The organism is Streptomyces brevispora (genome assembly GCF_007829885.1).
Taxonomy (GTDB): Bacteria; Actinomycetota; Actinomycetes; order Streptomycetales; family Streptomycetaceae; genus Streptomyces; species Streptomyces brevispora.
The window spans coordinates 3,695,103-3,709,140 of sequence record NZ_VIWW01000001.1 but is presented as its reverse complement, the minus strand read 5'-3'; the positions used below and the strand labels follow the sequence as shown (position 1 = coordinate 3,709,140).

Below are 14,038 nucleotides of genomic sequence, written 5' to 3'. Positions count from 1 at the left end.
TGCCGCGCGGCACATGTCCCGTGCAGTCTATGGGGGCCTGCTGACCAACCTTCCGAAGGGCTCCCCCATGTCGATCGCGCCCCGCGCACTCCCTGTCGTACAGCTGCGTGTCCCGACCGACGAGGACGCGGTGGCCTGGCACCGCGCCTTCGCCGACCCGGAGGTGATGGAGTTCCTCGGCGGCCGCCCGTCCGAGCTGTCGCTGTACGAGGAGTGGACCGCCAGGCAGCGCAGGCTCGACGCCGAACACGGCTTCTGCCTGTGGACCGTGCTCGACGAGGGCGGCGACGTCGTCGGCTTCACCGGTGCGCAGCCGTGGCCGCAGAGCGCGTACGGCCCGGTGGGCGAGATCGAGATCGGCTGGCGGCTGGCCCGTCCGGCGTGGGGCCGCGGCTATGTGACCGCGGCCGCGCGCATCGCCCTGGAGCGGTTGCGCGCGGCCCGGGTGGAGCGGGTCGTGGCGACGGTCGACGAGCTCAACGAGCGGTCGGTCGCGGTGGCCCTGCGCCTGGGCATGGAGCGGGCGGAGAGCTTCACGGCGCCCCGGTCGGGGCAGGAGGTGCGGTGCTTCCGGCTGGAGCTGGGCCGGTGACGGCCGGGCGGCACCTGCCGCCCGTCAGGCGCGTACGCCCCGGTGCAGCGCCACCACTCCGCCGGTGAGGTTGCGCCAGGCGACCTTCGACCAGCCGGCCCGCTTAAGCCTTGCGGCGAGGCCGGCCTGGTCGGGCCAGGCGCGGATCGACTCGGCGAGATAGACGTACGCGTCGGGGTTGGACGACACCGCGCGCGCGACCGGCGGCAGCGCCCGCATCAGGTACTCGGTGTAGACGGTCCGGAACGGCGTCCAGACCGGCTGGGAGAACTCGCAGATGACCACCCGGCCGCCCGGCTTGGTCACCCGGTACAGCTCGCGCAGCGCGGCGTCCGTGTCCTGGACGTTGCGCAGCCCGAACGAGATGGTCACCGCGTCGAACGTCTCGTCGCGAAACGGCAGCCGCGTCGCGTCGCCCGCGGTGAACGGCAGCCAGGAGTTGCGCCTCTTGCCCTCCTGGAGCATGCCGATGGAGAAGTCGCACGGCACGACGAACGCACCGGTCTCGGCGAACGGCAGCGAGGACGTCGCGGTCCCGGCGGCCAGGTCGAGGACCTTCTCCGCGGGCCGGGCGTGCACCGCCTTCGCGACCTCCTTGCGCCACAGCCGCGCCTGGCCGAGCGAGAGCACGTCGTTGGTGAGGTCGTAGTTCTCCGCCACGTCGTCGAACATCGAGGCGACTTCGTGCGGCTGCTTGTCCAGGGAGGCTCGGGTCACCCGTCCATTCAAGCAGCCCGGCCGTGCTGCGGCGGGGCGGGTCCGCTGTCGGGGAACACCGCGGTGCCGATCAGCGGCGCAGTGCCTCGGCGGGCTGGATGCGGGACGCCCGCCACGCCGGATACAGCCCGGCCAGCACGCCGGTGACGAGGCCGATCGCGGGGGCCGCCGCGGCGGTGGCCGGGTGCACGACCGGGGTCCAGTCGCGGGCCAGGGCAACGCCCACCACCGTGACCACGCCCAGCGAGGTCCCGATCAGACCGCCGACGGCTCCCAGCACGCCGGACTCGGCGAGGAACTGCAGGGTGATGTGCCTGGCACGGGCGCCGAGCGCGCGCCGCAGACCGATCTCGCCGGTGCGTTCCAGGACCGACACCAGGGTGGTGTTGGCGATCCCGACCGCGCCGATGACCAGACAGATGCCCGCAAGGAGCAGGAACAGCTGACTCAGGTCGCCGCTGACCCCGGAGCGGAGCAACCGGGGATCGGGCGGCGGGAGGGCCTTGAGGTATTCGGGGTGGTCGGGCCGCAGCGCGGTCGGGGCCAGCCTGGCGACCTGCTGAGCGGCGCCGAGTTCCGTCGAGACCAGCATCGTCGCGCTTCCGCCCGCGGGCGGCCCCCAGATCTTCTCGGCCGTGGTGCGCGGGACGACGACCGACAGCAGCAGGTCGGCCTTGCGCTCGGTGTTCTCGATGATCCCGGTGACGGTGAACGGCTGGTCGCCGACGAAGACGGCGGGCCGGGTCTCCAGCGTGGTGATGCCGAGCCGGGAGGCGACGCCCGACCCGATGACGGCGACGTACGCCCCTTCGTCGGACATCAGGTCGTCGTAGATCCGCCCCTGGGAGAGCGTGGGTTCGGCCGCCTCCAGTACGCCGGGGGAAGCCGCGACCACCTGCGTCCTGCCGCCGTCGTCGGCCCGGGCGACCGGGGCGGAGCGCACCGTGACGTCGGTGGCCGGGCGAACCGGCCAGTACACCCCGGCGCTGCGCACGCCGTTCAGCCTCTCCACCCGCTCGTCGGCGTCCGGCGGAAAGGCGGGCGCCGCGAACTCGTTCTGTTCCGAGGCCTTGTCCTCGACCGACACCTCCGTGGCGCTGAGGGAGTTGAAGCGGGCGTCGATCTGCGAGGAGGCCGTGGCGGTCAGCCCCAGGATGGCCACGAACGTACCCACGCCGAGGACCGTACCGAGCGCCGTCAGGGCCGAACGGGCCGGGCGCTGCAGCATGCCGGCGAGTGATTCGCCCAGGAGGTCTCCGAAGGAGAACACCGAGCGGTCCACCGCCGAGGCCCCGCGCTTGCGCAGCACGCCGCGGATCATCCCGCCGCTCCTTCACGTTCGCGCAGCACCCCGTCGCGGATGGTGACCGTACGCGCGCCGCGTCCCGCCACCTCCGCGTCGTGCGTGATCACCAGCACCGTCATGCCATCGGTGTGCAACTCCGCGAGCAGGGCCAGCACCGACTGCGCGTTGGCCGTGTCGAGGTTGCCGGTCGGCTCGTCGCAGAGCAGCAGGGAGGGTCTGGCCACCAGTGCCCGCGCGATCGCCACGCGTTGCCGCTCCCCGCCGGACAGCCGGGTGGGCAGGGACTCGACGCGGTGTCCGAGCCCGACCCGTACCAGCGCCTCCTTCGCCCGCCGCCGGCGCTCCTTGCGGGCCACGCCGCTGTAGACCATGGCCAGCGTGACGTTCTCCAGGGCGCTTCGGTGCGGTAACAGGTGGAAGGACTGGAAGACGAAGCCGATCCGGCGGCCTCGCAGGGCGGTGCGGTGGCCGTCCCTCATCGCTCCGGTGTCCAGGCCGTCGAGGAGATACGTCCCCGCGGTCGGGGCGTCCAGCAGACCGGCGATGTTGAGGAACGTCGACTTGCCCGAGCCGGACGGCCCGACGACGGTCACGAACTCGCCCCGGTCGATCACCAGATCGCAGGGCCGGAAGGCGGCGACCGGTGGTGGTCCGGGGTAGGTCAGGGCGACCTGGCGGAACTCGATGACGGGCGGGGTCATTTCCGTATCCCGGTGACCACTCTGTCGCCTGCGGCCAGGGCGCCCCTGACCACGGATTCGACGGCCACGAAGCCGTCTCCGGACGTGCCCGGACGTATCTCGACCCGCTTCTGATCACCGGACCCGGCGACCACGGTCACCACCGTCCGGCCGTCCGCACCCGCGGTGATCGCGGTGATCGGGACCACCAGGGCCTTGCCGCCGGTGGAGGCCGCCTCGATGGTCAAGCGGACGTCCTGGCCGTTCAGTTGGGCGTCGAGCGCCTTGCCCGGAGTGATCTGCACCAGGTAGCCGGAGCGGGCGGCGGCCGGGCCGCCACCGCCGTCGCCGCCTTCTGCTCCGGAACCGGCGGTGCTCTGGGCCGGGACCGTCTGCGTGTCCGCGACGCGGGTGACCTTCGCGCCCGCCGACACCCCGGTGGTTTCCGAGTAGATCCCGACGCGCTGGCCGGCGCGCAGCAGTCCCTTCTGGTACTCGGGGACGTACGCCTGCACGACCAGCCGGCCCGAGGACAGCGTCATGACCGTCCCGGACACCTTGGCGCCCACGATCCCCTGCACCGCGTTCACCCGGGCCGGGAAGCTCTCCAGGAACACCGCCTCACCGGCGGGCAGCATCGGGCCCGACTTCGCCTGCGCCTCGGCGTAAGCGGCGCGTGCGTCGTTCAGGTCCTCCTCGGCCCGTTCCACGGCCTTGTGCGGGTCGCCGGGTGCGCCGTCGCTCTTCGCCGCGGAGCCGGATTCCTTGGCGTCCTCCAGGGCCCGCTCGGCCGACCGCACCGCGCCGGCGGCCGACCTGACCCCCTCGCCGTCGCCGTCCTGGGCCGGCAACGGGTCGTAACCGATTGACGCGTAGAAGGAGTTGAGCGCCGTCTTGGTCCCCGTGCCGAAGCTGCCGCCCGCATCGGGTGCGGTGGGGTGCCCGAGGTCCTGAAGCGCCTTCTGGAGCTGCCCGACGTCGTCGCCCTCGCTGCCGGGACGCAGGTCCCGGTAGACGGGCAGCTTCCCCCGCAGTACGAACACCGGGCGGCCGGAGACCTCCATCAGCAGCCGGCCGCTCCGCAGGACGTCCTGGGCCTTGACCGCCAGTTTCGTGATCACCGCGCCGGTCGCGCCCTCGTCGCCACCGGACACCTGCGGGGAGACGTTCACGGTCTGTCCCGCCCGCACCTGGCCCCGAGTGATCACCGAGGACACCAGCACCCGGTGTTCCACCGCCGCGGTCAGCACGTCCTGCTGTGGTGCGCCGGCCTCCGCCGCAGCCTGCGCGGGTGACTTGATGACCATCGACGCGCCGACGCCGACGGTGCCGAGCACCACGGCCGCGACGACGACGGCGACCACCCAGCGACGGCGCCGGCCGAGACCGCCGTCGGGCTCTTCCCCGCCGTTGCCGCTGCCCTCGTCGTTCCGGCTGCTCCCGCCGGGCTCGCCGCTCATCGAAGACCCTTTCCCCCGGACACGTCAGCCGCCGACCACGGAGTCGTCTTCGGGCCGGGGATCGCACACCCGGTTCGCCTCGCGGTAGTCGGGGTTCGTCTTCATCGCGTAGGCCATCTCATTGCTGAGCGGGGCATCCCCGTCCGGACCTGGGTCCGGATAGCCCTTGACGCCGTGCTCCCGCAGGCACGCGCTCAGCTTTCTGGCCCGCGCCATGTCTTCCTCGGTCGCGGGCACCGTGGTCGGTGCGGGTCGCAGACCTGCGCACTTCTTCTCCGCGGCCAGGATGGCCGCGTTGTTGTCCTTCCCCTTCTTGACCCGCAGCACGCCGTCGTCCGTCGTGTCCAGCGGGATACCCCGGTCCGCCAGACACCGGTAATAGGCGATCTCGTCCGCCCCCTGGGTGGACTTCGGTGACGACTTCGCCTGTACGGAGTCCGTCGAACCCGAACATCCGGCGGTCACGAGGGAGAGCAGCACCAGCGCCGCGGCAGTTCTGACGGCAGCTGGAACGGGGCGCATACGGGACTCCCGGAAGAGGAACAGCGGCGTGGGGAGACGGTCACCGCGCCTGATGCCGAGCTGCTCATCACGCGCCCAACAGCCGCTCTATTCCAACGGCTTTGCGGCCGGTGACGAAGTCTCGGACGCCCAAAGCTACAGAGCCCGTCCGCGGACAACAACTGTCCTCGGGGTCAGTAGCCAGCCGCATGCGTACCGCATTGGATTGATGGCGCTCACGCCCCAGCAGCTTCACGCGTAACCCGACCGAACCACGAAGGAGAGACGGAATGAATCGCTCAACCGTAATGCGCCGTCTGACCGGCATCACTCTGGCCGCGACCGTGATCACCGGGCTGACGCTCACGACCGCCGGCCCCGCAACCGCTGCCGGCCACAAGAACGGAAACGTGGAAAGCGGGGAGTTCGGCCTCTACTACAACTCGAACTACGCCGGCTGTGTCTTCGACCTCCTCTACTCGGACGAAAGGTTCTCCGACGACCGCTTCGTCTCGTCGACGACCTCCCAGACCTGTCCCGGCCAGAACCAGACCACCGACGACAACACCGCTTCGTATTGGAACCGCGACGTGACGACCTGGGATGTGTACACCAACCCCGTCCGAGGCGGGATCCATGGCTCCTTGCCGCTCGACTACTACGGCAACGCCTCCGCCACGTTCAAGAACGAGATCTCGTCGGCGTACTACTTCTGAGCGTTCCGGAGACGCACTCCGCTCGCAGTACCGCACCGCTGTTCTGCCCGTAAGCGCCGGGCAGAACAGCGGCTGCCACATCGTACGACCCGGTCGTCCCCGAAGGATCCGCATGCACTCGCTCTCCGGCCGCCGCCACCTCCACCGTTCGGTAGGTGTGGTCTGCGCCGCCGTGCTTCTTGCCGCTTGTTCCTCCTCCGCCGAGAAGGGGCAGAACGACGAGAAATCGGAACCCGAGGTCTCGGCCACCCCGACGATGCTCGGCACCGTCGGACTGCAACTCCCGCTGGACGCCTACGACGCCACCCGGGAGGAGACCGACGCCCTGCAGCAGGGCCAGGGCGTCCTCATCTCCCGGTGCATGGAGCGCTTCGGCTTCCGCTACAGCCTCCCGCCGCGACCGGTCTCCGCCACGACGGGCGGGGCGAACGCACGGATCTTCGGAGTAGTGGACGCGAGCGAGGCGGCCCGGTACGGGTACAACGTCCCCGGAGACGCACGGGCCCCCGAGCGGACGCCGGAGAGTCTCACCGCATCCGAGGAGCTCGCGCTGCACGGCGCACCGGATCTGACCCCTACCGACATGCCGAAGAGCCAGGCGGAGGCCGAGAAGGAGGGCGGCGGCAAGCAGAGGATCAACGGCAGGTCGGTGCCCGTCGGCGGCTGCGGCCGTGAGGCCTTCCTCAAGCTGTACGCACCCGAGCCGAACGCCGTGGACGCGTTGTACGTCTTCAATCTCAAGTCCCAGGCCGAGTCCCGGGCGCGCGAGGACTCCCGCACCAAGACCGTCAACAAGTACTGGTCCGACTGCATGGCGCGGAAGGGGCACACCGTGTCCGATCCGATGAACGCCACGACGGAGCTCGGCATCCCCGACGACGCTCTCGCGTCTCCCGCGGCCATCACCGCCGCCAAAGCCGACGTCCGCTGCAAAAAAGAGGTCAATCTCGTCGGTGTGTACTTCGCGGTCCAGTCCGCCTACCAGAAGCGGCAGATCGACAAGAATTCCGAGACGCTCGACCTGGCGAAGAAACAGCTCAAGAATCGGCTGAAACTCACCGCTTCGCTTATTTCGTCGCCCTGAACAAACCGGCCCGAACCTCCCTCCCACGCCGACCACGCCGTGATCCGCAACCAGAATTTCCTTCCTCGCGTGCTAAATTCATGCGGCTCTCGAACCAGTGCCCTGGGGGGATCATGACGGTTCAATGCCTCGTCTGTGCCGGTCCGGTCTGCACCGAACCGCGTGAACGCCCGTACACCACCCGTCTCGCATCGCTGCCTCACCGTCGGCTCACCGCCATGGAGGAGCAGATTTTCACCACATTGCACAGCGCTCCGTCGAATGAGGAGATCGCGGCCCATCTGCACGTATCTCCGAGAACGGTGAAGTTTCACCTCGCCAATATCCGGGCGAAACTCGACGGAATCACCAGGCTTCGGCTCTGCCTGCTGTCCGCGCTGCACCACAGGGGTCTTCTGTCTCTTTGCCGCGCCTGCGCACCGGCGTTCCCGGAACTCCCGGCCTTCGCCGCACCCGCCGCAATTCCCGCGATGCCGGGACGCCCGGAAAGAGTGGCACCGTTCCCGGAGGGACAGCAGGCCCGCGAACCCGTCGCTCCCTGACCGCGCGGGCCGGCCCGTCCACATGCCCTGACCCGGCCCGGAATCAAGATCTACGCGTCAGGTTCATTCCCGTGACGGCTGAGACGGGACGGCACCAACCACGGCGGCGAGACAGGTGACGCCGCGGCGCGCCCGGCGGGAACGCCGGCTCCGCAGCCGGATACGCGTACTGGTCGCAGCACCCGCCGCGCCCGCCCCGCCCTGTCCGTACGCGAGTGGACTGAACCAATCACCCCCGGCAGCAGTCATTACAGAGGGGAATACGGGACACCGGATTACTGGGGAGGGGCGCGGGTGGCCAGAACGGGCGTGCGTGGGCAGGGGCAGCGGGAGCGTGGCCGGAACCGGCTGTTCGTCATGGTCGTCGTTCCGGTGGTGCTGGTGGCGGCCACGGTGGTGGGTCTCCGGTGGAAGAGCGGGGGCTCGGGCGGTTCCGGCACCTCGTCCTCCGCCGCCTCCTTCACCGTCGCCCGCGCGGGCGCGACGGACACCGGCAAGGGCAACGCCTACCGGGTCGAGGTGGAGGACGGCTCGGGCCTGGACCCGGACAAGGCGGCCGCCGAGGTCGCCCGCATCCTGGCCGCGCCCCGGGGCTGGTCGCACCACGGCGAGAACGTCTTCCGCCAGGTCGCCGAGGGCCCGGCGGGGCTGGTCATCCGCATCGCCTCCCCCCGGACCACGGACAGGATCTGCGGGAATAGCGGTCTCGACACCCACGGCGAGGTGAACTGCCGGGTCGGCGCCGACGTCATGGTCAACCTCAAGCGCTGGCAGACCGGTTCACCCGAATTCGATGGACCGCTCGCCGACTACCGCGCCCTCATCATCAACCACGAAGTGGGTCACTGGCTCGGCCACGGCCACGAAACATGCCCCGGCAAGGGCCGGCCCGCCCCCGCCATGATGCAGCAGATCTACGGCCTCAAAGGATGCGTCGCCAACGCCTGGCCCTACGACGCCAAGGGGCACTACCTGGGCGGCCCATCGGTTCCGTGACACCGGTTCCGTGAGGTGACACCGGTCCCGTGAGAGCGGTCCCATGAGGTGAGACCGGTTCCGTGAGGTGAGAGCGGCCGCGCGGCACCGGCTCCGTGGGACCCGGGCGGGGCGCCCTTCCGCTCAGCGGCGGCGGTACACCAGTCGCCCCGCCAGGACGGTGACCACGCAGGACCCCGCCCCCGCCGCGACGAGCGCGGCCTCGTCGGGCACGTCGAAGACCGCGAGGTCGGCGCGGGCGCCGATGACGAGCGGGCCGTGCACGCAGCCCGCCAGATCCCGGCCCCCGGCGAACGGGTCCAGATCCGGCCTGTCGCTCGCAACGCCGTCCGGTCCGCCACCCCGTACGCCGTCCGGTCCGCCACCCCGTACGCCGTCCGGTCCGCCACTCCGTACGCCGTCCGACCCACCTCCACGTACACCGTCCGCTCCGCCATCACGGACGCCGTGCGCAACACCGGCCGGGTCGCCGGGAGCCGCGTCGGCGGACACCTCGACGAGCCCCGAACGGGACACGGCGGTACGCACGGCCGGGTCGCGGAACGGGCCGGTGAGGTGCGTCGTGCCGTACCGCAGCAGTTGCTGGAGCCCCCGCCGTACGCTGCCGGCCCACCGGGTCGCGTCCAGCTCCCCCGTCAGCCGCGCGAACGCCTCGCCCGACAGCGGCTCGACCCCGAGTTCGTCCGCCTCGCGCGGGTCCGGGTGGTAGCAGCGGGTGAGCAGCCATGCGGCGTGCCGCTGCAGAAGGCCCGGGGCGATGACGCCCGGCCACTGCCGTACCCGCGCCGCCGGATGTGCGGCGACGACCGTGTCGTACGGACCGAGGGCGACGATCCGGTCCCCCTCGACGGCCACCGCACCGCGCTCGATGGCGGCCGCGCCGACCGGAAGGACCAGCGGCGCGGCGTGAACGGTCAGCATGACGGCGTCAGTTGGCGCTCAGGAGCTTGAGCTCCGGGTGGGCCGTGCCGCCCTCGATCGCGGTGGACGAGATGTGCGAGACGACGCGCTCGTCGACCGGGTCGTTCGCCGGGTCGTCGTGGACGACGAGGTGTTCGTACGTGGTGGCGCGCTGGGCCGGGACCCGGTCCGCCTTGCGGATCAGGTCGATGATCTCCAGGCGGTTGGAGCGGTGCCTGGCCCCGGCGGAGGAGACGACGTTCTCCTCCAGCATGATCGAGCCGAGGTCGTCCGCGCCGTAGTGCAGCGACAGCTGGCCGACCTCCTTGCCGGTGGTGAGCCAGGAGCCCTGGATGTGGGCGACGTTGTCCAGGAAGAGCCGGGCGATGGCAATCATCCGCAGGTACTCGAAGAGCGTGGCCTGCGTGCGGCCCTTCAGCTTGTTGTTCTCCGGCTGGTACGTGTACGGGATGAAGGCGCGGAAGCCGCCGGTGCGGTCCTGTACATCGCGGATCATGCTCAGGTGCTCGATGCGCTCGGCGTTCGTCTCGCCGGTGCCCATCAGCATGGTGGAGGTGGACTCGACACCGAGGCGGTGGGCGATCTCCATGATCTCCAGCCAGCGCTCGCCGGACTCCTTGAGCGGGGCGATCGCGGTACGCGGCCGGGCCGGCAGCAGCTCGGCACCGGCGCCCGCGAAGGAGTCGAGGCCGGCGGCGTGGATGCGCTGGATGGCCTCCTCGGCGGAGACCTTGGAGATGCGGGCCATGTGCTCGATCTCGGAGGCGCCGAGCGAGTGGATGACCAGCTGCGGGAACGCCTTCTTGATCGCGGAGAAGTGCTCCTCGTAGTACTCCACGCCGTAGTCCGGGTGGTGCCCGCCCTGGAACATGATCTGGGTGCCGCCCAGTTCGACGGTCTCCGCGCAGCGGCGCAGGATGTCGTCGAGGTCGCGGGACCAGCCCTTGTCGGTGTCCTTCGGGGCGGCGTAGAAGGCGCAGAACTTGCACGCCGTGACGCACACGTTCGTGTAGTTGATGTTGCGCTCGATGATGTACGTCGCGATGTGCTCCGTACCGGCGTAACGGCGTCGGCGTACGGCGTCGGCGGCCGCGCCCAGCGCGTGCAGGGGCGCGGAGCGGTAGAGGTCGAGGGCCTCCGCCGGAGTGATCCGGCCGCCTTCGGCGGCTCGGTCGAGGATGGGCTGGAGGTCGGCCTTCTCGGTCACCGGGCTGTCACCTTTCGGCGGTTTTTCAACGGATCTACGGACCGGTTCAGCGTACGCCAGCCCTGCTCCGGGTCAGCCGCCGGACCGGTTGAGCGTGCCGTACGGGAGCCCGGCGCCCCGCTCGTCGGACCGGAAGCGCAGGGTGCCGTCGGCGGCGCGGGTGAAGTGGACGTCCGTGGTGGTGGTCGTGCACAGGCCCGCGGTTCCGGGGCGGTCCGGATCGGCGCGCTCCCGGAACGTCAGCTCCTTGTCGGTGCCGGAGGTGAGGGACGCGACGCTGTGGCAGCTGATCTCGACGCCGAGGCTGGAGAGCGTCGTACTCATCCGGACCACGTCGGCGCCCTTCTTCCCCTTCCTGATCACCGCGCTGAGCGTGCCGTGCGACTGGCCGCTCGTCTTCTCGGTGAGCGGCCCCTCCCAGGTGCCGATGAAGCTCTTCGGCACCTCGGTGACCTGGCCGCCGGGGGTTGCGGTGGCGGCGTCCCCGGGTGCGGACGGCTCGGCCGACGAGGTGGCTGCCGGGGTCCGGCCGGTGGCCCCCTGCTCGGCGGTGTCGCTGCCGCCACCGCCCGGCATCAGGTCGAAGACGTAGGCGCTGCCCACGGTGACCGCGGCGAGCGCGCCGGCCACCGCGAGCGCGACGGTGCAGCTCAGCCCGCGCCCCTTCTGCCCGCCCGGCCCGGAGTCGGCGCTCATGGTGACGGCGAACCGGGGGTCGGGGCTGCGCTGTCCCGGCACCCCGTCCGTCCCCGCGGCGGGCGGGTACGGCGGCGGGGTCGGGCCGGCCGTGCGGGGCGGTTCGGCCGGCGGGCCGAACACACCGGCGTCGGCCACCCCGTTGAACCCGAAGGAGGCGTTGGTGAACGGCACCGGCCCCGACTGCACGGGGGCCTCCTGCGGTTCCAGGTCCAGCAGCGCGACGGCCGACCGGCTGACCTCGCGCACCAGCGGTCCGGGCAGCCAGCCCGCCGCCACCAGGGCCGCCGCGCCGCCGGGCGCCAGCTGCCGGGCGAGCTCCGCCGGGGTGGGCCGGTGGGCCGGGTCCTTCGCCAGGCAGGAGGCGACGACCCCGCGCAGCTCGCCCTCCAGATCACCCAGTTCGGGCTCCTCGTGCACCACCTTGTAGAGCAGTACGGCGGACGAGTCGCCGAGGAACGGGGCGGCACCGGTCGCCGCGTACGCGAGCACCGCGCCCAGCGAGAAGACGTCGACCGCGCCCGAGATCTCCAGGCCCCGGATCTGCTCCGGCGCCATGTAGCCGGGCGAGCCGACCGAGACCCCGGTGGAGGTGAGCGACACGGTGGCGTCGATGGCCCTGGCGATGCCGAAGTCGATCAGGCGGGGTCCGTCGAGGGCGAGCAGGACGTTGGAGGGCTTCACGTCCCGGTGGATCAGGCCCTGCTCATGGACCGCGGACAGTGCCTCGGCGAGTCCGGCGCCCAGGGCGCGCACCGCCTGTTCGGGCAGCGGCCCGTGCTCGGTGACGGCGGCCGAGAGCGGGGGGCCGGCCACGTAGCCGGTGGCCACCCACGGGACGGGGGCGTACGGGTCGGCGTCCAGGACGGGCGCCGTCCACTGGGCGCCGATCCGGCGCGCCGCGTCCACCTCGCGCCGGAACCGGGCGCGGAACTGCTCGTCGAGCGCGAAGTGCGGATGGACGACCTTGACCGCGACGGTGCGGCCGCCGGCGCTGCGCCCCAGATAGACGCGTCCCATGCCGCCGGCTCCGAGTCTGCCGAGCAGCCGGTAGGCACCGATGCTCAGCGGTTCGCCGGCTTCCAGCGGCTGCATATGCGGACTCCCCCTGTGGACCGGCCGGACCTCCGACCGAAGCCTAGAGGCGAAGGTCATCGGGTCGCAGGGGAAACCATCCGCCGATTTCCTCCCCAAGGGAACGAACAACGCCATTCATGACAAGAAAAGGGCGCGAATGTGCTGTTCCCAGGTTGACAGACCGATTGGCGGGAGCTGGCGGGGACGTACTCCCGGCCCCTCCCGTCAATCGGCCATTCGACGCGTATTCGCCCGAATCGATATCCCGCCGGGAACATCCCGCGGGAACGGAAGGGGCGGGCGAACGCGGGAAGGGCGGGGAACCCGGAAAGGGCGGCAGGTGGAATGGCGGGCATTCCACCTGCCCGGCGCTCGGTGGCCGGTGCGTCCGCTCAGCCGCCGAGCAGCTCCACGTTCACATCCGCCGCGAACCCGGTCGTCGGACCGGTCCGGCGTGCGAACTCCTGGACGCCCGCCAGCTGCGCGGACCCGAAACGGAAGTCGAGGGTGGTGAAGTAGCGCTCCAGGACCTCCGCGTCGAAGGCCTCCCAGCGCGCCGCCTGTTCCGCGACCTTGGTGACCTCCTCCAGGGAGACGTCCCGCGAGGCCAGGAACGCCTCGTGCACCTGCTTCACCGCGGTGGGCTCGGCCGCCAGGTAGTCCTTGCGTGCGGCCCAGACGGCGAAGACGAACGGCAGCCCCGTCCACTCCTTCCACATCGCGCCCAGGTCGTGGACCTGGAGGCCGAGCCTGGGGGCGTCGTGCAGGTTGGCGCGCAGCGCGGCGTCACCGATGAGGACGGCGGCGTCCGCCTCCTGCATCATCACGCCGAGGTCGGGCGGGCAGGTGTAGTACTCGGGGGTCACCCCGTACCGCTCGGCGAGCAGCAGCTGCGCCAGCCGTACGGAGGTGCGGGAGGTCGAACCGAGCGCCACCCGGGCCCGGTCGAGGTCCTCCAGGGGCCGCTGCGACACGATCACGCACGACATGACGGGCCCGTCGCAGCCGACCGCGATGTCGGGGAAGGCGACCAGGTCGTCGGCGTTGCGCAGGAACTCGACGAGGGTGACGGGGCCGATGTCCAGATCGCCCCTGATCAGCTGCTCGCTGAGCTTCTCCGGGGTGTCCTTCGAGAGTTCCAGGTCGAGCAGGGTCCCGGTCCGCGCCAGCCCCCAGTACAGGGGCAGGCAGTTGAGGAACTGGATGTGGCCGACGCGCGGCCGGTTGCGACGGTCGTCGCCTGCGACGGTTGTGACGGTTGAATTGTCCACATCGCGAGGCTAGACCTGCCACCCCCCGCCGGCCCCACCGGGGGCGCTCGGCGCCGCACCACCCCTCTCCCAGGGGTTCCCGGAATGGACACCGGAGCCTTCTCTGCACGGGTTCCCCGAGCCGTCGGAAGGGCCTCCAGGACAGCGCACGTGCATGGCAATCAAACATTCGAGTGAGGTGATCTTTCCCTCTACCCCTCCCCACATGCTGCGTGCTAGGCTCAACGCCAAGTTGCAGTTTGGTTTCCCTTGCAGTACAGAGCCTGCGGAGC

14 protein-coding genes are annotated in these 14,038 nt (G+C 71.0%); 5 read left to right on the top strand and 9 right to left on the bottom strand.

Annotation, left to right across the window (positions count from 1 at the left end; translation table 11 throughout):
• Positions 1 to 67: 67 nt before the first annotated feature.
• Positions 68 to 592: a GNAT family N-acetyltransferase gene (locus tag FHX80_RS17345; RefSeq protein ID WP_145765016.1), complete on the top strand. Its 525-nt coding sequence runs from the start codon at positions 68 to 70 to the stop codon at positions 590 to 592.
• A 24-nt stretch (positions 593 to 616) separates the two neighbouring features.
• Here the strand turns inward: FHX80_RS17345 and FHX80_RS17340 are convergent, their stop codons facing one another.
• The 5 genes from FHX80_RS17340 to FHX80_RS17320 all read right to left on the bottom strand — a co-directional run bounded on the left by FHX80_RS17340 (position 617) and on the right by FHX80_RS17320 (position 5,277).
• Positions 617 to 1,309: a demethylmenaquinone methyltransferase gene (locus FHX80_RS17340; RefSeq protein ID WP_145765015.1), complete on the bottom strand. Its 693-nt coding sequence runs from the start codon at positions 1,307 to 1,309 to the stop codon at positions 617 to 619.
• 70 nt (positions 1,310 to 1,379) lie between these two features.
• Positions 1,380 to 2,630 (bottom strand): ABC transporter permease, encoded by a 1,251-nt coding sequence (locus FHX80_RS17335; protein ID WP_145765014.1) that lies wholly within the window; start codon positions 2,628 to 2,630, stop codon positions 1,380 to 1,382.
• The gene (locus tag FHX80_RS17330) at positions 2,627 to 3,316 is read right to left on the bottom strand and encodes an ABC transporter ATP-binding protein (protein ID WP_145765013.1); all 690 of its coding nucleotides are present in this window, start codon (positions 3,314 to 3,316) and stop codon (positions 2,627 to 2,629) included. The genes FHX80_RS17335 and FHX80_RS17330 overlap by 4 nt, the downstream gene beginning before the upstream one ends.
• A complete protein-coding gene (locus FHX80_RS17325) occupies positions 3,313 to 4,755 on the bottom strand; it encodes an efflux RND transporter periplasmic adaptor subunit (RefSeq protein WP_244318315.1) in 1,443 nt (480 codons plus the stop codon). Before FHX80_RS17325 ends, FHX80_RS17330 begins: the two co-directional genes overlap by 4 nt.
• Positions 4,756 to 4,779: 24 nt before the next feature.
• Positions 4,780 to 5,277: a hypothetical protein gene (locus tag FHX80_RS17320; RefSeq protein ID WP_145765012.1), complete on the bottom strand. Its 498-nt coding sequence runs from the start codon at positions 5,275 to 5,277 to the stop codon at positions 4,780 to 4,782.
• A 269-nt stretch (positions 5,278 to 5,546) separates the two neighbouring features.
• Here FHX80_RS17320 and FHX80_RS17315 point away from each other — a divergent pair, with 269 nt between their 5' ends.
• From FHX80_RS17315 to FHX80_RS17300, 4 genes are all read left to right on the top strand, one after another.
• Positions 5,547 to 5,972: a peptidase inhibitor family I36 protein gene (locus FHX80_RS17315; RefSeq protein WP_145765011.1), complete on the top strand. Its 426-nt coding sequence runs from the start codon at positions 5,547 to 5,549 to the stop codon at positions 5,970 to 5,972.
• 112 nt (positions 5,973 to 6,084) lie between these two features.
• Positions 6,085 to 7,056, top strand: coding sequence for a hypothetical protein (locus FHX80_RS17310; protein WP_145765010.1), 972 nt, complete (start codon positions 6,085 to 6,087; stop codon positions 7,054 to 7,056).
• Positions 7,057 to 7,274: 218 nt separating this feature from the next.
• Entirely contained in the window at positions 7,275 to 7,598 is a 324-nt protein-coding gene (locus FHX80_RS17305; RefSeq protein WP_244318313.1) for a helix-turn-helix domain-containing protein, read from the top strand.
• 357 nt (positions 7,599 to 7,955) lie between these two features.
• Positions 7,956 to 8,594, top strand: a complete 639-nt coding sequence (locus tag FHX80_RS17300) for a DUF3152 domain-containing protein (protein ID WP_145767353.1) — start codon at positions 7,956 to 7,958, stop codon at positions 8,592 to 8,594.
• Between the two features lie 123 nt (positions 8,595 to 8,717).
• On the opposite strand, the gene FHX80_RS17295 is transcribed toward FHX80_RS17300, so the two are convergent.
• From FHX80_RS17295 to FHX80_RS17280, 4 genes are all read right to left on the bottom strand, one after another.
• Complete coding sequence (locus tag FHX80_RS17295) at positions 8,718 to 9,515, bottom strand: imidazolonepropionase-like domain-containing protein (protein ID WP_145765008.1); 798 nt, start codon at positions 9,513 to 9,515, stop codon at positions 8,718 to 8,720.
• Between the two features lie 7 nt (positions 9,516 to 9,522).
• Positions 9,523 to 10,722, bottom strand: a complete 1,200-nt coding sequence (gene mqnC / locus FHX80_RS17290; RefSeq protein ID WP_145765007.1) for a cyclic dehypoxanthinyl futalosine synthase — start codon at positions 10,720 to 10,722, stop codon at positions 9,523 to 9,525.
• Between the two features lie 72 nt (positions 10,723 to 10,794).
• Complete coding sequence (locus FHX80_RS17285) at positions 10,795 to 12,513, bottom strand: serine/threonine-protein kinase (protein WP_145765006.1); 1,719 nt, start codon at positions 12,511 to 12,513, stop codon at positions 10,795 to 10,797.
• A gap of 374 nt (positions 12,514 to 12,887) precedes the next feature.
• Positions 12,888 to 13,766, bottom strand: coding sequence for a menaquinone biosynthetic enzyme MqnA/MqnD family protein (locus FHX80_RS17280; RefSeq protein WP_145765005.1), 879 nt, complete (start codon positions 13,764 to 13,766; stop codon positions 12,888 to 12,890).
• Positions 13,767 to 14,038: the final 272 nt, after the last annotated feature.